Source organism: Nonomuraea sp. NPDC050733 (genome assembly GCF_040654215.1).
Taxonomy (GTDB): domain Bacteria; phylum Actinomycetota; class Actinomycetes; order Streptosporangiales; family Streptosporangiaceae; genus Nonomuraea.
In genome coordinates this window covers 256,945-275,075 of record NZ_JBFAHO010000006.1, presented here as the reverse complement: position 1 = coordinate 275,075, position 18,131 = coordinate 256,945, and the positions used below count along the sequence as shown (strand labels likewise).

The 18,131-nt window shown below is 72.9% G+C and carries 17 protein-coding genes; 5 read left to right on the top strand and 12 right to left on the bottom strand.

The annotated features are described in order from the left end of the window. Positions 1–139 precede the first annotated feature (139 nt). The gene (locus AB0H64_RS14720; RefSeq protein WP_357623926.1) at positions 140–1,627 is read left to right on the top strand and encodes an LCP family protein; all 1,488 of its coding nucleotides are present in this window, start codon (positions 140–142) and stop codon (positions 1,625–1,627) included. Here AB0H64_RS14720 and AB0H64_RS14715 read toward each other — a convergent pair. From AB0H64_RS14715 to AB0H64_RS14700, 4 genes are read right to left on the bottom strand one after another with little or no spacing between them, the layout of a single operon-like run. Then, positions 1,602–2,558 carry an asparaginase gene (locus AB0H64_RS14715; RefSeq protein ID WP_357623925.1) on the bottom strand — a complete coding sequence of 319 codons (957 nt, stop codon included), beginning with the start codon at positions 2,556–2,558 and terminating at the stop codon, positions 1,602–1,604. The genes AB0H64_RS14720 and AB0H64_RS14715 overlap by 26 nt on opposite strands. Next, positions 2,551–3,378 carry an amino acid ABC transporter permease gene (locus tag AB0H64_RS14710; RefSeq protein ID WP_357623924.1) on the bottom strand — a complete coding sequence of 276 codons (828 nt, stop codon included), beginning with the start codon at positions 3,376–3,378 and terminating at the stop codon, positions 2,551–2,553. The genes AB0H64_RS14715 and AB0H64_RS14710 overlap by 8 nt, the downstream gene beginning before the upstream one ends. Beyond that, the gene (locus tag AB0H64_RS14705) at positions 3,375–4,019 is read right to left on the bottom strand and encodes an amino acid ABC transporter permease (protein WP_357623922.1); all 645 of its coding nucleotides are present in this window, start codon (positions 4,017–4,019) and stop codon (positions 3,375–3,377) included. The genes AB0H64_RS14710 and AB0H64_RS14705 overlap by 4 nt, the downstream gene beginning before the upstream one ends. Next, the gene (locus AB0H64_RS14700) at positions 4,019–4,933 is read right to left on the bottom strand and encodes a glutamate ABC transporter substrate-binding protein (RefSeq protein ID WP_357623920.1); all 915 of its coding nucleotides are present in this window, start codon (positions 4,931–4,933) and stop codon (positions 4,019–4,021) included. Before AB0H64_RS14700 ends, AB0H64_RS14705 begins: the two co-directional genes overlap by 1 nt. Before the next feature lie 106 nt (positions 4,934–5,039). Here AB0H64_RS14700 and AB0H64_RS14695 point away from each other — a divergent pair, with 106 nt between their 5' ends. Continuing rightward, positions 5,040–6,179, top strand: a complete 1,140-nt coding sequence (locus AB0H64_RS14695) for an ROK family transcriptional regulator (RefSeq protein ID WP_357623919.1) — start codon at positions 5,040–5,042, stop codon at positions 6,177–6,179. A gap of 80 nt (positions 6,180–6,259) precedes the next feature. On the opposite strand, the gene AB0H64_RS14690 is transcribed toward AB0H64_RS14695, so the two are convergent. From AB0H64_RS14690 to AB0H64_RS14680, 3 genes are read right to left on the bottom strand one after another with little or no spacing between them, the layout of a single operon-like run. Next, complete coding sequence (locus AB0H64_RS14690; protein ID WP_357623918.1) at positions 6,260–6,994, bottom strand: ABC transporter permease; 735 nt, start codon at positions 6,992–6,994, stop codon at positions 6,260–6,262. Next, entirely contained in the window at positions 6,991–7,815 is an 825-nt protein-coding gene (locus AB0H64_RS14685; protein WP_357623917.1) for an ABC transporter ATP-binding protein, read from the bottom strand. The genes AB0H64_RS14690 and AB0H64_RS14685 overlap by 4 nt, the downstream gene beginning before the upstream one ends. After that, on the bottom strand, positions 7,800–8,099 hold the full coding sequence (locus AB0H64_RS14680) for a YceI family protein (protein WP_357623915.1): 300 nt from the start codon (positions 8,097–8,099) through the stop codon (positions 7,800–7,802). Before AB0H64_RS14680 ends, AB0H64_RS14685 begins: the two co-directional genes overlap by 16 nt. A gap of 111 nt (positions 8,100–8,210) precedes the next feature. Between AB0H64_RS14680 and AB0H64_RS14675 the strand changes: the two genes are divergently transcribed. Both AB0H64_RS14675 and AB0H64_RS14670 read left to right on the top strand, forming a co-directional pair. Further along, positions 8,211–9,386 carry a histidine kinase gene (locus AB0H64_RS14675; RefSeq protein WP_357623913.1) on the top strand — a complete coding sequence of 392 codons (1,176 nt, stop codon included), beginning with the start codon at positions 8,211–8,213 and terminating at the stop codon, positions 9,384–9,386. A gap of 3 nt (positions 9,387–9,389) precedes the next feature. Further along, positions 9,390–10,034, top strand: coding sequence for a response regulator transcription factor (locus AB0H64_RS14670; RefSeq protein ID WP_357623912.1), 645 nt, complete (start codon positions 9,390–9,392; stop codon positions 10,032–10,034). Here the strand turns inward: AB0H64_RS14670 and AB0H64_RS14665 are convergent. The 5 genes from AB0H64_RS14665 to AB0H64_RS14645 form a co-directional block, all read right to left on the bottom strand. After that, positions 10,031–12,088: a methyltransferase domain-containing protein gene (locus AB0H64_RS14665; protein WP_357623911.1), complete on the bottom strand. Its 2,058-nt coding sequence runs from the start codon at positions 12,086–12,088 to the stop codon at positions 10,031–10,033. The two genes, AB0H64_RS14670 and AB0H64_RS14665, sit on opposite strands and share 4 nt — an antisense overlap. Positions 12,089–12,148: 60 nt before the next feature. After that, positions 12,149–13,153 (bottom strand): enolase C-terminal domain-like protein, encoded by a 1,005-nt coding sequence (locus tag AB0H64_RS14660; protein ID WP_357623910.1) that lies wholly within the window; start codon positions 13,151–13,153, stop codon positions 12,149–12,151. A gap of 10 nt (positions 13,154–13,163) precedes the next feature. Further along, positions 13,164–14,567 carry an MFS transporter gene (locus tag AB0H64_RS14655; RefSeq protein WP_357623908.1) on the bottom strand — a complete coding sequence of 468 codons (1,404 nt, stop codon included), beginning with the start codon at positions 14,565–14,567 and terminating at the stop codon, positions 13,164–13,166. A gap of 62 nt (positions 14,568–14,629) precedes the next feature. Continuing rightward, positions 14,630–15,721, bottom strand: coding sequence for a hypothetical protein (locus AB0H64_RS14650; RefSeq protein ID WP_357623906.1), 1,092 nt, complete (start codon positions 15,719–15,721; stop codon positions 14,630–14,632). A 108-nt stretch (positions 15,722–15,829) separates the two neighbouring features. Further along, the gene (locus AB0H64_RS14645) at positions 15,830–16,576 is read right to left on the bottom strand and encodes a TetR/AcrR family transcriptional regulator C-terminal domain-containing protein (protein WP_357623904.1); all 747 of its coding nucleotides are present in this window, start codon (positions 16,574–16,576) and stop codon (positions 15,830–15,832) included. Positions 16,577–16,677: 101 nt separating this feature from the next. Here AB0H64_RS14645 and AB0H64_RS14640 point away from each other — a divergent pair, with 101 nt between their 5' ends. Further along, positions 16,678–18,123, top strand: coding sequence for a DHA2 family efflux MFS transporter permease subunit (locus AB0H64_RS14640; RefSeq protein ID WP_357623902.1), 1,446 nt, complete (start codon positions 16,678–16,680; stop codon positions 18,121–18,123). Positions 18,124–18,131 lie beyond the last annotated feature (8 nt).

The following is an 18,131-nucleotide window of genomic DNA, read 5'->3' as shown; positions in this document are numbered from 1 at the left end:
GCCTGACGGCGAATCGGTCAGTGATGTTCACTCCGGCATAACGAGATATTTCGCATACGACGCGTAGGCTGCCGCCTCGAATCGGCCTACGGTGTGGTTCACGGGGAACGGGGATGGCGTGGGGCAGGCAAAGAAACCGGTGAGCGCCTGGGGCGTCCTCGGCTGGCTCGCGCTGTCGGCGCTGGCGCCCGGATCGGCGCATCTGCGCACCGGCCGGCGCAGGACCGGGCTCGTCCTGCTCGGCCTCTACGTCACCGGGCTGCTGGCGCTCCTGGCGGTGGCGCTGACCACCGACAATCTCCTGGGCACGCTGGCCGCCGAGGACTCCTGGCTCATGTCGATCACCGTCGGCGCGGCCGTGCTGGGCGCGGCCTGGTTCTTCCTCATGGTCCACTCGTTCGTGGTGCTGCGGCCGGGCACGCTCCCCCAGGCGGGGCAGGTCCTCACGGGCACGCTCGCGGGGCTGCTGGCGGTCGCGTCGGTGCTGCCGTTCGGGCTGGTCGCACAGTACGTCTGGACCTCGAAGGAGACGCTCAACGGCATCTTCGACGCGCCCGAGACCACCGAGCCCCTGGCGCAGGAGTCGTCGCGCCCGCAGGACCCGTGGGCGGGCCGCGAGCGGGTCAACATCCTGCTGCTCGGCGGCGACGCCGACGACAACCGGATCGGCGTGCGCACCGACAGCATGAACGTGGCCAGCGTCGACGTGCGGACCGGCAACACCGTGCTCATCAGCCTGCCCCGCAACCTGGAGGACGTCCGGTTCCGGCCGGGCACGCCGATGGCCGCGCGCTTCCCCGACGGGTTCCGGCTGCCGCCCGACCCCGGCGGCGGGCGCAGCGACCTGCTGAACAGCGTGTGGGAGTACGCCGACGCGCACCCGGAGATCTTCGGCGGCAAGCAGCGCCAGGGACCCCGGGTGCTGATGGACACGATCGGCTACACCCTCGGGCTCAAGGTCGACTGGTATGCCCTGGTGAACATGTGGGGCTTCGCCCGGCTGATCGACGCGATCGGCGGCGTCCGCATCCACGTCGAGCAGGACGTGGTGTTCGGCAAGTACAACGAGGGCCTGGTCAAGGCCGGCACGCGGCGGCTGAAGGGCGCCGACGCCATGTGGTACGCCCGCTCGCGCACCTACAGCGACGACTTCACCCGGATGCGCCGCCAGCGCTGCGTGATCGGGGCGCTGCTGGAGCAGGCCGACCCGGGGACCGTGCTGACCCGGTTCAACCGGATCGCGCTGGCCACCAAGGAGCTGATCCGCACCGACATCCCGCGGCCGATGCTCAGGCACCTGGTGCCGTTGGCCCTGCGGGTCAAGGAGGCCGAGGTGACCAGCGTGCAGTTCGTGCCGCCGCTGATCAACACCGGCTACCCCGACTGGGAGAAGATCCGGCAGGTCACCCGGGAGGCGATCCAGGAATCCGCCCGGAGCGCCCCGGCCGCCGTGGCCGCGACCCGGTCGGCCTCCCCGACTCCCGTCGCGGCGACGGGGACGGGGACGCCGGAGACCCCGCTCACGACCGAGACGCCCCAGCCGCGCAGGACCCCCAAGGCCGGTCCGAGCGCCAAGGCGTCCGACGCCCCGGCCAGGGCGCTCACCGAGGGCTGCGGAGCGGCGTGACGATCTGCCCCACCGGGACGCCGCCGCCCAGCACGTCCACCCGCTCGAACTCCTCGGCCCCCGACACGTCCACCCCCATGCGCCGCAGGACGGCCAGCGCGACGGCCGTGGTGGCGCGCGGGCTGCCGTCGATGACCTTCACGGCCACCGCGTGCCCGGTGCTCAGCGCCACGACGAGCACGCCCTCGGCGCCGCCCTTGACCAGCGCTCCGGGCAGGGCGCGCATCAGCTCGGTGTTCTGGTGGCCGGTGCCGCCGACGTACTCGGGGTGCCGGCGCATGGCGTCGGCGACCTGACGCGGGCCGCTGCCGGGCGCGGCCGTCACGAGCGCCCGCACGGCGCGGGCGAGACCGGTCAGCGACAGCCCGAACAGCTGCGCGCCGCAGCCGTCGACGGCCACGTGCGCGGCCTTCTCCCCGGCCAGCTCCTCGGTGACGGAGCGGACCCGCTGCTGGAGGGGGTGGTCGGCGGACAGGTAGGACGGCACGTCCCAGTCGTTGGCGACGGAGGCGGCGAGCATGGCGGCGTGCTTGCCGGAGCAGTTCATGCGCTCGCGCGACGGGCCGAGCCCCTGCCTGATGATCGCGTGCGCGGTGGCCTGGTCCTCGGGCCAGGACGGCGGGCAGGCCAGGGCGTCGAAGCCGAGCCCGTAGTCGGCCAGGATCTCGCCGGTCACCCGTACGTGGAAGTCCTCGCCCGTGTGGCTGCCGGCGGCGATGGCCAGGCGCGGGCCGGCCAGCGCGGCGCCCGTGGTCAGGCAGGCCAGCGCCTGGAACGGCTTGGCCGACGAGCGGGGCAGGACGGGCGCGTCGACGGGGCCGAGCGCGAACTCGGCGCGGCCGGAGGGGTCCAGGCCGACGGCGCTGCCGTAGTGGACGCTCTCGGTGAAGCCGGATCGGACGACTTCCGCCAGGACGGCGAGATCAGGCACGAACGATTCTCCTTCTCAGGACGGCGCGCTGGCGGGCCTCCAGCGTGCGGGCGAGCTTGGACAGCGACATGTTGACCACCAGGTAGACGAGCGCGACCACGATGTAGGTCTGGATGAGCAGCCCGTTGTAGTTGGCCAGCACCTTGGCGCTGTAGAGCAGCTCGGTGTAGCTGACGACGAAGCCGAGGGAGGTGTCCTTGAGCAGGCCGACGGACTGGCTGACGATGGAGGGCAGCACCCGCCGGGCCGCCTGGGGCAGCACGATGAGGCGCATCGTGCGCCCGGGGGTCAGCCCGACGGCCAGCCCGGCCTCGCTCTGGCCGCGCTCGACCGACAGGATGCCGGCGCGGAAGATCTCGGCGAAGGACGCCGCGTGGGACACGCTCAGCGGCACGACCAGCTTCCAGAACAGCGGCAGGTCCAGGCCGTAGCGGGGCAGCGCGAACAGCACCACGTACACGAGCAGCAGGGCCGGGACGGTCCTGACCACCTCGACGTAGCCGGCGGCGGGCACCCGGGCCCACGGCCGGTGCGACAGCCGCCCGAGCGCCAGCACGAGGCCGAACGCCATGGCCAGGGCCGCCGACACGACGGCGGCCAGCGCGGTCGAGCCGAGGCCGTTCAGCAGGTACCGCCACATGGGCCAGGTCGCGTACGGCTGCCAGCGGGCGGCGTCGAGCTGGCCGTTGGCGGCGAACTGCCGGACGGCGAGCACGGCGAGCGCCACGGCGGCCAGGGCGCCGAGGACGGTCGCGATCCGCATGCGCCGCCGCGCCCGCGGGCCGGGCTCGTCGAACAGGACGGTGGTGGAGGTGTTCACCGCAGGATCACCAGCCGCTTCTCCAGCCTTCCGGTGAGGAAGCCCGCGCAGGCGGCGAGCACCGCGTACGCCAGGCCGGCGCCGACGAAGATGGGGATGGGCTGCGCCTCGACCAGGTTCACCCGGTTGGCGGCGGCGGTCAGGTCGATGACGCCGACCGCGCCGGCCAGGGCGGTGTTCATGGTCAGGGCGATGAAGATGTTGCCGAGCGGCTGCACGACCGTGCGCAGCGCCTGCGGCAGGATCACGTGCCGCAGCGACTGGGTGAACGTCAGCCCGATCGCCCGGGCCGCCTCGCCCTGCCCCTTGGACACGGCGTTGACGCCCGAGCGCAGCGCCTCGCCGATGTAGGCCGCCTCGTACACCGCGATGACCACGATGGCCGTCACGAGCAGGTCGGCCTGGATGCCGATCTCCGGCAGGCCGAAGACCGCGAGGACGAGCAGCACCAGCAGCGGCAGGTTCTGGAACGTCTCGACGTAGGCGGTGCCGATGGCGCGCAGCACGCGCACGGGGCTCACGCGCAGGGCGGTGACGATCACGCCCAGCACCGCCGCGCCGATGAACGACGCGGCGGTGAGCTGGAGTGTCACGACCAGGCCCTGCCAGAGCTCGGGCAGGTGATCGAGGATGACGGACATCAGGACCCCGGCACGGACCCGATCTTGGGTGCCTGGGGGGCGTCGCCGGTGACGACGGTGCCGATGGAGTTCTTCCAGATGCCCTGCCAGACGCCGTTCGACTGGATCTTGCCGAGCCAGTCGTTGACGAACTTCTTCATCTGGTCGTCGCCGTGCTTGAGCCCGATGCCGTACGGGTCGACGGTGAAGGGCTTGGTGACGATCTGGATGGAGGGGTCCTTCTTGGCGTCGGCGATCAGCAGCGTCTCGTCCTGGACGTAGGCGACACCGCGGTCCTGCTTGAGCGCCTGCACGCACTCGGGGTCGCTGCCGAAGGTGATGATCTCGGCCTGCGGCGCGAGCTTCTTGATCGCGGGGATGGCCGGCGTGTTGGCGCCCGCGAGCACCTTCTTGCCGTTCAGGTCCTCCGGCTTGGTGATGCCGGACGTGCCCTTCTTCACCGCGATCGTCAGACCCGAGGTGTAGTACGGGCCGGCGAACGCGACCTGCTTCGCGCGCTCCTCGGTGATCGTGTACGTCTGGAAGACGACGTCCACGGTGCCGTTGGCGAGCAGCGCCTCCCGGGTCTCCGAGGCCGAGTTGACGATCTTCACCTTCGGCTCGCCGAGGATGTACTTGGCCAGCGCCTTGCCCAGGTCGGCGTCGAAGCCCTCGACCTGTCCCGTGGCGGGATTCTGCTGGGACAGGAGCGGGGCGTCGAGCGAGCCGCCGACGAGGAGCTCGCCGCGCTGCTTGATCTTCTCCATGGTCGAGCCGGGCAGGATGTCGGCCGCCTCGGCGACGGGCGCGTTGGCCAGCACGTCGGTCGCGGTCTTCGACTCGCCGGGCACGGCTGGCACGGCGGGGCTGCTCGTCTCGCCGCAGGCCGCCAGGCCTAACACAGATGCGGCGACGACTGCGAGCATCTTCTTCATGAGCGTCCACTTCCTTCGATGTCGAAGATAAAGGGGACCGTAATGGTGGATTTCGGAGGAAGTCAATACGTTGCTGGTCTAAGTAGATCGATGGTATGCATCTTCCATGAAGCAGCGGCTGCCCGTGCAGGGGGCTCAGGGGGACCTGTTACGGCTCGTCGCCACCGGCGGCGCCGAGTCGCGCGCCGACCTGGCCCGCCTGTCGGGGCTGGCCGCGTCGAGCGTGTCGCTGCGCGTCGAGGAGCTCATCGCGGCCGGGCTGCTGGTCGAGGAGGGCTCCGGCACCTCGCGCGGCGGCCGGAGACCGCGCCGCCTGTGCCTGTCGCCGACGGCCGGCGTGCTCGCGGTCGCCGACCTCGGCGCCCACCACGCCCGGCTCGGGCTGCTCGACCTCAGCGGCGCGCCACTGGTCGTCGAGGAGGTCCCGTGCGAGATCGCCGAGGGCCCCGAGGCGACGCTCGACCTGCTGTCGGACGCGTTCGACCGGCTGCTGGCCGAGCGCGTGCCGCCGACGGTGCCGCTGCGCGGCGTCGGGACCGGGGTGCCGGGCCCCGTCGACCCCGCGACGTTACGCGTGGTGACGCCGTCGCGCATGCCCGGCTGGAATGACTTCCCCGTCGCCGACCACCTGCGCGCCCGCTACGACCTGCCCGTCCTGGTGGAGAACGACGCCAACCTCATGGCCGCCGGCGAGGCCCGCTCCTGGCCCGGCAGCGACAACCTCATGGTGCTCAAGGTGGGCACCGGCATCGGCTGCGGCGTGATCGTCAACGGCCGCCTGCACCGCGGCCGGGGCGCGGCGGGCGACATCAGCCACGTGCGGGTCAGCTCCGACTCGTCGGTGATCTGCGCCTGCGGCCACCCCGACTGCCTGGAGGCCTACGCCAGCGGCGCCGCCCTCGGCGCGGCGCTGGCCGACGCGGGCGTCGAGGTGAAGCACACCTCCGGCATCGTCGACCTGGTCAACGACGCCGTGCCCGAGGCCACCAGCATGGTGCGCAACGCGGGCCGCCGCATCGGCGAGGTCCTCACCGTGCTCGTGAACTTCTTCAACCCGGACGTGGTGGTCGTCGGCGGCAGCCTCTCGGCGGCCGAGCCGCTCATCACCTCGATCCGGGCCGCGGTGTACGAGCGGTGCCTGCCGCTGGCCACACGCGACCTGGAGATCGCGCCGGCGCGGGCCGGGCGGGACGCCGCGCTGCTGGGCGCCGGGTCCCTGCTGCTGGACGCGGCCCTCGCCTCCTGAGGCTCCAGCACTCCATCGCTGGATCTGGATGATCTGGAGGCGATGAGCCTGACGGCCCTCGAGCAACCGAATCAACCCGGTCATTCCGGCTGTGGATCCCATCGGAACCGGCGGATGGCCACCAGCGCCCCCGCCAGCCCCCAGACGGCCAGCACGGTGAGGCTGTGCCAGGTGGGGCCGGTGAACAGGGCCTGGTTGAACGGCCGCACCGGCAGCACGTCCGAGACCGCGTTCAGCACGTCGGAGTGGATCGGCAGGTAGGTGCCCGCGATGAACACCAGCGGGAACTGCACCAGCTGCACCACCGCGGGCGCGGCCTCGGCGGTGCGGATCAGGGAGGCCACGGCCACGCCGAGCGCGCAGAACGCGGCCGCGCCGAGCACGAGCGTGGCCACCAGGCCCGGCAGCCGCGCCGGGTCGGGGAACGGCACGCCGTACAGCCTGCCGACGAGCGAGACGAGCAGCACGTCGACGATGCTGACCAGCACGCAGTGGGCCAGCAGGCCGGCGAAGTAGACGCGGGCCGGCAGCGGGGTGGCGCGGACGCGCTTGAGGATGCCGTTCTGCCGCCGGGCGGCCAGCACGATCGCCAGCTGGCTGAAGCAGGAGCCGAGCACCGACACCGCGGCGATCGTGGGCACGTAGTACTCCAGCGCCGACACCCCGTAGAAGTAGTCGCCCGTCTCCATGCCGTCGAACAGCGAGCCGAAGATCATGATGACCACGACGGGGAAGATGAACGTGAAGAACGCGCTCTGCGGATTGCGCCAGAACGAAAGCTGCTCGTAGCGGATCTGGTGCCAGATGAGTCTCATGATCCTGTCAGCTCCAGGTAGACGTCCTCCAGGCTGGGCCGGTGCACGGTCAGCCCGTCCAGCACGACCCCGCTCCGGATCAGCTCCCTGAGCGTGCCGGTGGGGTCGGTGGTCTCGAGGACGACGGGGCCCTCGGGGGTCCGGTAGCGGATGCGGGTCTCGGCCGAGTCGCGCCCGCCCAGCGTGGCCGGCGTGCCCATGGCGACGACGCGGCCGCCGGACATCACCGCGACCCGGTCGGCCAGTTCCTGCGCCTCCTCCATGTAGTGCGTGGTGAGCACGATCGTGGTGCCCGAGTCGCGCAGGTTCCTGACCAGCTCCCAGGCGCCGCGGCGGGCGTTCGGGTCGAAGCCGGTGGTCGGCTCGTCGAGGAAGAGCAGGCTCGGGTTGCCGATCACGCCGAGCGCCAGGTCCAGGCGGCGCTTCTGGCCACCGGACAGCGCCTTGACCTTGCGCCGCGCCTGCTCGCGCAGGTCGACCAGGTCGATGACCTCGTCCACGTCGCGCGGCGCCGGGTAGTAGCCGGCGTTGCGCGCGATGGTCTCGCGCACGGTCAGGTACGGCTCGACCGCGATGTCCTGCAGCACCAGCCCGATCCGCGCGCGCAGCGCCGGATCGCGCGGGTCCATGCCCAGCACCTCGACCACCCCGGCGTCCTTGACGCGGAAGCCCTCGATGATCTCCAGCGTGGTGGTCTTGCCCGCGCCGTTCGGGCCGAGCAGCGCGAAGATCTCCCCGTGCTCGACGCCGAAACTCACCTCCCGTACGGCCCGCACCGCGCCGTAGCGTTTGGCCAGGCCCTCCACTACGAGCGCACGCACGTGACCTCCATCCGGACGTCGAGGTGGCGCGCGGCCAGGCCGCGGTAGGCGGTCACGCCGAACTCGGTCCTGTCGACGCGCGTGGTCGCCACGACGGTGAACGAGCGCGGCTCCACCTCCGTCCGCTCGACGGTCAGCGCCAGCGGCCGGGTGACGTCCCGCACGGTCAGCGTCCCCTCCAGCGAGCCGTTCGCCCGGAAGGTGATGACGGGGAAGCGGCCGGTGTCGAGTCTGAAGGTGACGGACCCCGAATCGATCTTGTAGCGTCCCAGGTGAGGTGTCATGCGATCCATTGCACGATCCGGCGCCCGGCCTCCGGCAGGGCCGGCCGTAGGGACTGGGATGCGACTTTCGTAGGTACCTGGCCCTTCGCCCGATGTCATAGCGTTGGCGGCATGACGCGCAGGCACCGGCTCGCCGTGGACGTGGCGATCGCCGTCGCCTTAGCGGCCCTGGACACGGTCCTGACACTGGTGCATGGTTCCTGGTGGCCGGAGCGGCCCGGCACGCCGGCCTGGGTCCTGCTCGGCGCGCAAGCGCTGGCCTGCCTGTCGCTGGTGGCGCGGCGCAGGGCCCCGCTCGCCGTACTGGCCGTGATCGGCGCGTTCACTCTGGTCGTGACGCTGCTGATCTGGCCGCTCGGTGCGATCACCCCCGCCAACCCCGACAACGTGTGGGCGCCGGTGTCGGCCGCGTCGCTGGCCGCCTACGGCCCGCTCTACCACTCCGGCCAGAATCGCCGCAAGGCGATCCTCGCGCTCGCCGTCTTCACGCTGATCGTCGTGCGCCTCTGGCAGCCCTCCGTGCTGCTCCTCACGCTCGGCGTCCTCCGCGTCGCCCTCGGCCCGCTGCTCGCGCTCTACTTCGACGCCCGCAGGCGCCTGGTCCAGGCGCTGACCGAACGCGCCGAGCGCGCGGAACGCGAACGCCACCTGCTGGCCGAGCAGGCCCGCACCGAGGAGCGGGCCCGTCTGGCCGGCGAGATGCACGACGTGGTCACCCACCGGGTCAGCCTGATGGTGCTGCAGGCGGGCGCGCTGCGCATGACCGCCACCGACGAGGAGACCCGAAGACAGGCCGAGGAGCTGCGGGTGGCGGGCGTCCAGGCACTGGACGAGCTGCGCGACCTGGTCGGCATCCTGCGCACGGCGCCCGAGGGCGAGGAGACGCCGTCGGTGGCCGGCTTCGCCGCGCTCGTGGCCGAGTCCACGGTCGTCGGCAACCCGGCCGAGCTCGTCGAGGAGGGCGACCCGGCGCTGGCCTCGCCCGTCGTCGGGCGCACCGCCTACCGCATCGTCAGGGAGGGGCTGACCAACGTGCGCAAGCACGCCCCGGGCGCGCGCGTGACCGTCCGCGTCGAGTACGGCGATGCGCAGGTACGCCTGTCGATCCGCAACACCCCGCCGACCCGGGCGCCCGGTGAGCTGGCCGGCACCGGGTCGGGGCTCGGCATCGCGGGCCTGCGCCAGCGCATCGAGGTCGTGCACGGCACGCTGCGCGCCGGGCGCGAGCCCGACGGCGGCTTCCGGCTGGAGGCCACGCTGCCCGCCTACGTCCCGACCGGGGTGTGACCCGTGGTCCGCGTGGTGGTGGTCGACGACGAGCCGATGGTGTGCCGGTTCCTGAGCACGATCCTGGGCGCCTCGGGCGACATCGAGGTGGTCGGCCAGGCGCACGACGGCGCGGCCGGGGTCGAGGAGGTCGTCCGGCAGCGGCCCGACGTGGTGCTCATGGATCTGCGCATGCCGGGCGTGGACGGCATCACCGCGATCGAACGGCTCGGAAAGCTCCCCGGCCCGCCGCCGATCGTGGTGCTGACCACGTTCGACGCCGACCAGTACGTGCTGCGCGCGCTGCGGGCCGGCGCGTCGGGGTTCCTGCTCAAGTCCACCCCGCCGGAGGAGCTGATCGGGCTGGTCAAGGTGGCGGCCGAGGGCCACACCGTGCTGTCGCCTGCCGCCGCCCGCCGCCTCATCGCGGCCTCCGCCGACACGCACTCGGCCCGCGACCGGGCCAGGGAGCTGGTCGGATCGCTGACCGAACGCGAGGTCGAGGTCCTGGCGCTGCTGGGGGAGGGCCTGTCGAACGCGCAGATCGCCGGCAGGCTCTACCTGGCGGAGGCCACGATCAAGGGATACGTGTCACGCATGCTGGACAAACTGGGCTGCGCCAACCGCACCCAGGCGGGGCTGATCGCCTACGAGGCGGGGCTGGTCTAGGCCTTCAGCCGGTGGAACGTCGCCCGCCAGCGGCGGCGGCCGGGCTCGCGCAGGTCCTCGATCTCGCCGACCGCCAGGCCGCCGGTCGCGAACGCGGTGATCTCCGGCCGGGTCAGCGGCCACGGAGGCGGGAACACGGGATCGCCCTCGTCGCGGCCCGAGGCGATCACCAGCAGCGTGCCGCCGGGCCGTACGAAGGAGGCGATCCGCGCGATGGCCTGCTCGTGCAGCGGCTCGGGCAGCGCCTGTACGGTCATGATCTCCACGACCAGGTCGAAAGCGCCGCGCCACTCGGCGGGCGGGTCGAGCAGGTCGGCGGCGCGGTAGGCGACGGCCGTGCCGGGGAAGCGCTCGCGGGCCAGGCGCACGGCCGACTCGCTGACGTCGAACGCGGTGATGTCGTAGCCGAGCCCGGCCAGGTGCTCGGCGTCGTCGCCCAGCCCCGCGCCCACGACCAGAGCCCGCCGCCGCTCCCCCGCCGCGTCCCGCTCGCCGGCCCGCACGGTCTCCCGCTCGCCGGTCCACGCGACGAGCAGCGGGTGCGGGCCGCCGGAGTCCCACGGGACGACGGCCTCCCCGGTCGCCGACCCGGCGTACAGGCGCTCGAACCAGCCGGTGGCGTCGCCCCCGGCCAGCGACTCGGCGGCCAGCCGGCGCGCGTCCTCGTCGGGGTCCTTGACCGTCATGTCACCTCCCGCGATCTCCGCGGCCAGTTCTACCACGTCCACCACCGCACCCCCGGGGCCGGTCAGCACCCGCTGCCGCAAGGGGTCGGCGTGGGTGTACCCCTGGCGGCGCAGGCCGGTCTGGAGGACGGGAAGGAGGACGCAGACGGCGCGGGACGGGTGGGGGCACACGGTCCTGACATGCCACCAGTCCAGCTCCTCGGCCCTTCCCTCCTGGGCGAGCTGGACGAGGTCGTTGACCGTATGGGAGTCGCCGAGGAGGGCACGGGCGGCGGCGCGAAGCTGGTCGAGCTGGGCCTCGTGGTAGTAGAGCCACTGCTCGGCGGTGGTGTCCGCCAGGGCGTACGCCATGGGAAGCAGGCGCCGGTCCTGACTGTAATGGCGCAGCAGGACCCGGCCGAGCCGGTGGTCCACCTCCTCGGGCACCTCGGCCAGCACCGGCTCGGTGACGGACTCCACGGCTGCGCCCGGCTTCCAGCCGATCTCCTCCAGCAGCCTCAGCTCGTGCCCGTCGAGTTCCTCGCCCGTCACCGCCTGGATGCTCGGGCCCAGCCTCGTCATCAGGTCGTCCTCGGTGAGCTTCCACCCGAACGAGCGGTAGACGTCGGTGCAGAAGGTCGGGGTGAAAGTACGGTGGACGTAGCGCTGGAGGTGCCAGTCGAACGCGTAGACGACCTGGTTCTCCCGCCGGATCACGTGTTCCAGGGTCTCCGTGCCCACCAGCTCGGCCAGGGCCTTCCAGAGATCGTGCCGCACCCTGTAGGCGTGCGCGCGCAGCCAGGGCCGCCACGGCGACGGCTCGCCCCGCATCACGCGCCCGAGGTCGGCAGAGTTCAGGGCCAGCAGGTACATCACGTGCCTCGGCACCGTGCGGGAGAGGAGGAGCTCCCGCGTGATGATCACCCGCAGTTCGTCCCTGGTCAGCCCGAGGAGCAACGGCACACCCAGCATGACCTCGCCGCTGCGAGCTCCTCGCCACGCCACCACCCTCGCCCACGGGTTCAGGCGCACCACCGGGAACGGCCTGTCCCAGCCCGCCAGCTCGGCGGCCTCCGCCACCACCGCGCGCAGACCGGCGGGGTCAGCCGCCGGAAGGAGCGGGTTGCGCCAGCGATACCGGGTCGGCCTGCGGTGGACCGCGTACGCCAGAACCGCGACGCCGACCGCCACGCAGACGAACGCCTTGAACGCCACGGGCAGGCCGTAGGCGTCGGCCTCGATGAAGTACCACGTCGCCCCAGCGCTCACCGCCGCCAGCAGGGCCATGCCCACCGTGTACCTGAGCCAGGACGACGACTGGTTGGACGGCCCCCACATGAGCCGCAACCACCAGACCCGCCACCTCGTGAGCCCCGGCACATCCTCCATGCCCACCCCTCCCTCGCCACCCGTAGGCGATCAAGGTAGGGCGGGCGGGTCACGCCCGGGTCACGCCAGGAAGTGGTCCTTCGCCAGGCGGCGGACGCGCGGCTCGTCGATGGTGTGGCCGAGGCCCGGCTGGGTGAGCGGGACCGCGACGACGCCCCCGTTCGCCCCGACGATGGGCGTGACGATCTGGTTGCTGCGCGGCGGCTGGGTGACGTCGCACGGCAGTGTGCAGCCCGGCAGGCTGGCCAGCGCGACCGTGGCGGCCCGCGCCAGGCCCGCGCCCTGGCCGCCCGCGCACTGGATGTCCCAGCCGGCCGCCGCGGCGCGGTCGTGCGCGCGCCTGGCCTCGGTGAGCGACGGGAACGCCGTGGGCCGCAGCAGCAGCACGCGGGCCGCGCGCAGCGTGAGGAAGTCGTCCAGCTCGGCCGACGAGCGGACCTCCACGGCGACCGACGCGGCCACCTGGTCCTGCAGCGAGGCGTGGGCGTTGACGTCGCCGACCGCGAACGGCCGCTCGATGACCTCGATGCCGTAGGAGTCGAGCGCGACGAGCTGGCCGTCCTCGGTGTAGGCCCCCGCGCCGTCGACGGCGAGCGTCAGCGCAGGGTACGCCTGCCGTACCGCCCGGACCGGCTCGACGTCCCAGCCGGGGCGGATGTCCAGCGTGACGTGCCCGTACCCGGCGCAGACCTGCTGGTTGACGCGGGCGACGAGGTTCTCGACGGAGGTGTCGGGCGACAGGCGGACGGTGGCCATCAGCGAGGTGCGGGTGCCGCCCACCGCGTGGGCGAGCGGGACGCCGCGCATCCGGGTCCACAGGTCCCAGCAGGCCATGTCGACCGCCGGGTCGCTGCCGGGCAGGGCGTCGGGGTGCTCCCAGTCGACGCCGATCAGCAGGGCGCCGAGCGTCTCCTCCAGCCGGGAGAACGTCTTCCCCCCGGGGGCGAGGGCCTCCCCCCACCCCGTCATGCCGGCGTAGTCGGTGAGCTTGACGAGCAGGCTCTCGGACCGCCTGCCGACCGGCAGAACGATCCGGAAGACCTCCAGCTCCCGCACTCGCGGCATGTGCCCCCCTTTAAGACGCGATCCCTTCCATAGTGCCTGCCTTCGCGGACTGGGCAAAACGGGGAGCCACCACGACCGCCAGGACGGCGAGGGCGAAGGTGAACGCCAGACCCACGAGGTACGACTCGCCGGAGGCGGTGAACAGCGCGCCGGCGCCGGCCACGGCCACGACGGTGAAGACCGACTCGCCGACGCCCACGGCGGCGGTGTTCCCGCCCTCCTCGCCCGGCCTGGACATCTCCAGCACCATGACCGAGACCGTCGGGTGCAGCATGCCGATGCCGAGGCCGGAGATCGCCATGGCGACGTGGGCCACGGCGAGCGGGGCGGCGTCGACGAGCACGAGGGACACGAGCGCGATGCCGACGGCGATGAGGGTGGCGCCGCCGCGGACCGCGGCCACGTTGCCGATGACGCCGCGGCCCTTGATCCAGGAGCCGGTGGACCAGCCGAGGGCGCCGATCGTGAGGACGATGCCGGCGCCCGTCGGGGACAGGCCGCGCTCGCTGCTCAGCATGAGCGGGATGAACACCTCGGTCGCCATGAGCGCGCCGTACGCGAGGCCGCGCAGCACGGGGGCGCTGGGCAGGCCGCGGGCGGCGCGCAGGGAGCCGGGCAGCAGGAGCCTGGGCAGGCCGACGGCCAGCAGGACGACGCCGGCCGCGAGCAGGGGCAGCCCGGCCAGCTTGAGCGCGCTGCCGTACTGGATGAGGGCGGCGGCGACGGCCGTCAGCGTGGCCCACACGAGCTTGCCGCCGAGGCGCGGGGCGGGAGCGGCCGGCTCGGTCGCGGACCGGTCGGCGCCGGCCGGTGCGCCGAGGTGGCGGCCCGCGATGCCGCGCCACAGCAGCAGCGCGGCGGGGACCACGATCAGCGAGACGCCGAGGAAGATCCACCGCCAGTCGGCGTTCTCCACGACGAGCCCCGCGATCGCGGGCCCCACCATGGACGGCACCACCCACGCGGCCGAGAACAGCGAGAACACCTTCGGGTGCATCGCCGGCGGGTAGACCCGCGCGACGAGCACGTACAGCGACACCTGGACCAGTCCGGCCCCGAGCCCCTGCACGAACCGGCCGGCGACCAGCACCTCCATCGTCGGCGCCAATCCGGCGATCAGCAGGCCGGCCACGAAGCTGACCACTCCGGCCGTCAGCGGCGCGACCGGGCCGCGCAGGTCGCTCCACCGCCCGCCGAGCACGGTCGCGATCACGCTGGCCGCCAGGGTGGCGCTGAACGCCAGGTTGTACAGGGACATGCCGCCCAGCTCGCGCGCCACGACGGGCATGGCCGTGGCCACCGCCATCGCCTCGAACGCCACCAGCATGACCAGGGCCACCAGGCCCACGCTGACCGCCCGGTAACTGGAGGACACCACGCCGGCGGGGGCCGGAGCTTCAAGAGTCGTTGTCATATCCGGCAGGTTAGGGTCCCGGCCGCCGGGGCACATCGGGCGCGGGTCCTAGGCAATTGGGCCTAAGGACGTACGACGGCTCTCCCGGGACCTCCCGCCGCCGGTGCGGCCACCGGAGCGGGCGGCGGGGCGCAGGCGGGGCGGGTGCGGGCGGCGTACGAGCGGGCGGACAGGAGCAGGCCGTACCCCAGGCCGGCGAACGCGAGCCCGCCGAACAGGATCATCCAGGTCAGCCCCGCGCGGGTGAACCCGTCCGGTGACGCGGCCGAGGGCAGGACGCCGAGCGCGCGCAGCGACGCGTACACCACCAGCACCGAGCCGTACGCCGCCAGCCCCGCCCCGACCGCCCAGGCCGGGACGAGCGGCAGCATCCGCGGCACCCGCAGCCCGGCCACCAGCGGCGCCCACCGGGGGAAGACCGTTCCCCACCGGTGCAGCAGGCCGAGCGTCAGCACGACGGCGAGCAGCGCGGCGAGCACGGTGACGTCGACGCCCACCGACGCGAGCGCGCGGGCCGCGCCTGGGGCGCCCGCGTTCATCTCGTGCCAGCGCTCGGCCGTGACGCCGAGCGCGTCCCCTCCGAGGGTCCAGATCGTCTTCACCCCGGCCCACGGCAGGACGCCGCACATCAGCAGGGCGGCGGCCGAGCGGGTGCGGCGGGAGGCGGTGGACGGGCCGGGGCGGGCGAGAGGGCCGCCGCCCGGGTACGGATGGGCCAGCCCGCAGCGGGGGCACCTGCCTCGCAGGCGGCGCAGGCCGGTCGTCAGTCCGTACGCCAGGACGGCGGCGCCGGCGGCGTCGAGCAGCACGCAGGCCAGGCCGGTGGCGCTCTCCACGCCCGCACCGGACAGCACCGTGACCAGGTGTACCGGCAGGCCGACCGCCCCTGCGGCGAACACGGGCAGCGTCACCGCGAGGACGGCCGTCGCCGCCGCCCCGGCGCGGTGGCGGAGCGGGCGGGTCACGGCCGTGCAGGCGACGGCGGCCACGAGGGCGAGCACGGCGAGCAGGAACTGCGCGGCCGGCGGGTAGACGGTCTCGGGGGTCAGCGGCACGGTCGTGCCGCTGACCGCCCACGCGCTCTGGACCGCCGCGTACAGGACGCCCCACGCCACGGCGGCGCGGGGCGCGGGGACGGGCGAGTGGGATGTCACGGAGGCTCCTCGGGGACGGGCGCGGTGCGGCCGGCGTCCACGATCACACGCGTACGTCCCGGCCCTCGTCACCCCGCGCGGGGAGCCCGCTCCCCCACCCGGGGGAGATCACCCCGGCATGCGCGCCGCCAGCCCGTCGAAGAGCAGATCCAGCCCGTACCGGAAGCGCGCCTCGCCGTCGTCCTCCACCAGCGCCTTCGCGTGCTCGCTCAGGTGCGGGTACCGCTCCGGCGGCAGCGACGAGAAGTACTCCTCGATGTGCGACACGTACGCGTGGAAGAACTCCTCCAGGCTCGACGCCCCCACCGCCTTCATCCGGGAGAAGTGCAGCGACCCCTCGAAGGCGTCCGCGCAGACGTAGAGCACGATCCGGTCGAAGGCCAGCGAGGCGTCGCGCGGCGCCATGCCGGCGTCGATGAGCAGCCCGAACATGTACTCGGCGACCCGCATCGCGTTCGGGCCGGTGGGGACGCCGGCCAGCGCCGAGCGGGCCACGTCTGCGTGGGCCATGATGACGCGGTGCATCTCCAGCGCGCACTGGCGCAGCAGGGGCTGCCAGCGGGCGGGGTCGTACTCCGGCAACGCGATTTCGCCGAGCACCCGGTCGTAGATCAGCTCCAGCAGCTCCTCCTTGGCCGCCACGTGCGCGTACAGCGAGGCGGGGCCGGTGCCGAGCTCCTGCGCCACCCGCCGCATGCTGAGCGCGTCGAGCCCCTCCGAGTCGAGGATGCGCAGCCCGGTCTCCACGATCAGCTCCTGGCTGAGCTGGGGTCTCGGCTGCGGCTGCTTGCGGGCCTTGCGCCAGGGCGGCACGGGGAGGTCCGGGCGGTCATCGCCGCTGTTCAGGCTTCGCATGACGAACACTGTACTTGACACGAACGCCGTTCGCCCATAGAACAGTGCTCGCTGACGAACGGTGTTCGTAGATCCGAACGGTGTTAGAAGGAGTTCCCCCGATGACCGTCACCACCTTGGAGGCCACCACCGGCTTCCAGCCGCACCGCTGGCGCTGGCCCGCCCTCGCCGTCATCCTCGCCGCCGAGGTCATGGACATGCTCGACGCCCTCATCACCACCATCGCGGCCCCCACCATCCAGCAGGACCTCGGCGGCGAGGAGAGCCTCGTGCAGTGGCTCGGTGCCGCCTACACGCTCGCCATGGCCGTCGGCCTGATCACCGGCGGGCGGCTCGGCGACCTGGTGGGGCGCAGGAGGATGTTCCTGATCGGCGCGGCCGGGTTCACGGTCATGTCGCTGCTGTGCGGCCTGTCCACGAGTCCGGAGCTGCTCATCGCCGGCCGGGCGTTGCAGGGCCTGTTCGGTGCGGTGATGCTGCCGCAGGGGCTCGGCATGATCAAGGAGATGTTCCCGCCGGAGGAGATGGGCAAGGCGTTCGGCGCGTTCGGCCCCGTGATGACGATCTCGTCGGTGGGCGGGCCGATCCTGGGCGGATGGCTGGTCGACGCCGACCTGTTCGGCGCCGGCTGGCGCATGATCTTCCTGATCAACCTGCCCCTCGGGCTGGCCGCGGTGGTGGCCGGGATGCGGTACCTACCGGAGATCCGGCTCACCGGCGCCACCAGGCTGGACCTCGTGGGCGTGCTGCTCGTGTCCGTGGCCGCGTTCCTGCTGATCTACCCGCTCATCCAGGGCCCCGAGCTGGACTGGCCGGCCTGGACCTTCGTCTCGATGGCGGGCTCCGCCGTGATGTTCGTCGTCTTCGCCGTGTTCGAGTCGCGCCGGGCCAGGAGCGGCAAGGACCCGCTGGTCACGCCGAGCCTGTTCCGCAAGCGGGCCTTCAGCGGCGGACTGGCCGCCGGGCTGGCGTTCTTCTCCGGGATCATGGGCTTCGCCCTCGTCCTCACGCTCTTCACCCAGGTGGGCCTGCACTACGGCCCACTCAAGGCCGGGCTCACCGCCCTGCCGCAGGCGCTCGGCGCGGTGGCCGGCTTCGGCCTGGCCATGTCGGGGCTGCAGGAGCGGCTCGGCCGGGGGCTGCTGCAGATCGGCGCCGTCGTCATGGCCGTCGGAGCCGCCGTTCTCGCCGTGACCGTGCACCTCACCGGCCTGGACCTCTCGCCGTGGCAGCTCGCCCCCGGCCTCGCCGTCGCCGGCGTCGGGATGGGCATGGTCATGGCGCCGTTCTTCGACATCGTGCTCGCCGGTGTGGAGAACCACGAGTCCGGCTCCGCCTCGGGCACGCTGACGGCCGTGCAGCAGCTCGGGGGCGCGCTCGGCACCGCCGTGCTCGGCACGTTCTTCTTCCACCTGCTCAAGAGCCAGTGGGGATTCGGGCCGGCGATGGAGGCCACGGTGTGGGCCGAGGTGGGCCTGCTCGGGCTCACGCTGGCGCTGTCGTTCCTCCTCCCGCGCCGCGCCGTCCCCGGCCAGGCGGGCCACTGACGCCCGCC

Coding starts and splice junctions, on each gene's coding strand:
- AB0H64_RS14640 (WP_357623902.1), top strand. CDS start 16,678: ATGACCGTCACCACCTTGGAGGCCACCACCGGCTTCCAGCCGCACCGC.
- AB0H64_RS14680 (WP_357623915.1), bottom strand. CDS start 8,099: ATGACACCTCACCTGGGACGCTACAAGATCGATTCGGGGTCCGTCACC.
- AB0H64_RS14705 (WP_357623922.1), bottom strand. CDS start 4,019: ATGTCCGTCATCCTCGATCACCTGCCCGAGCTCTGGCAGGGCCTGGTC.
- AB0H64_RS14665 (WP_357623911.1), bottom strand. CDS start 12,088: ATGGAGGATGTGCCGGGGCTCACGAGGTGGCGGGTCTGGTGGTTGCGG.
- AB0H64_RS14690 (WP_357623918.1), bottom strand. CDS start 6,994: ATGAGACTCATCTGGCACCAGATCCGCTACGAGCAGCTTTCGTTCTGG.
- AB0H64_RS14695 (WP_357623919.1), top strand. CDS start 5,040: ATGAAGCAGCGGCTGCCCGTGCAGGGGGCTCAGGGGGACCTGTTACGG.
- AB0H64_RS14660 (WP_357623910.1), bottom strand. CDS start 13,153: ATGCCGCGAGTGCGGGAGCTGGAGGTCTTCCGGATCGTTCTGCCGGTC.
- AB0H64_RS14655 (WP_357623908.1), bottom strand. CDS start 14,567: ATGACAACGACTCTTGAAGCTCCGGCCCCCGCCGGCGTGGTGTCCTCC.
- AB0H64_RS14645 (WP_357623904.1), bottom strand. CDS start 16,576: ATGCGAAGCCTGAACAGCGGCGATGACCGCCCGGACCTCCCCGTGCCG.
- AB0H64_RS14675 (WP_357623913.1), top strand. CDS start 8,211: ATGACGCGCAGGCACCGGCTCGCCGTGGACGTGGCGATCGCCGTCGCC.
- AB0H64_RS14700 (WP_357623920.1), bottom strand. CDS start 4,933: ATGAAGAAGATGCTCGCAGTCGTCGCCGCATCTGTGTTAGGCCTGGCG.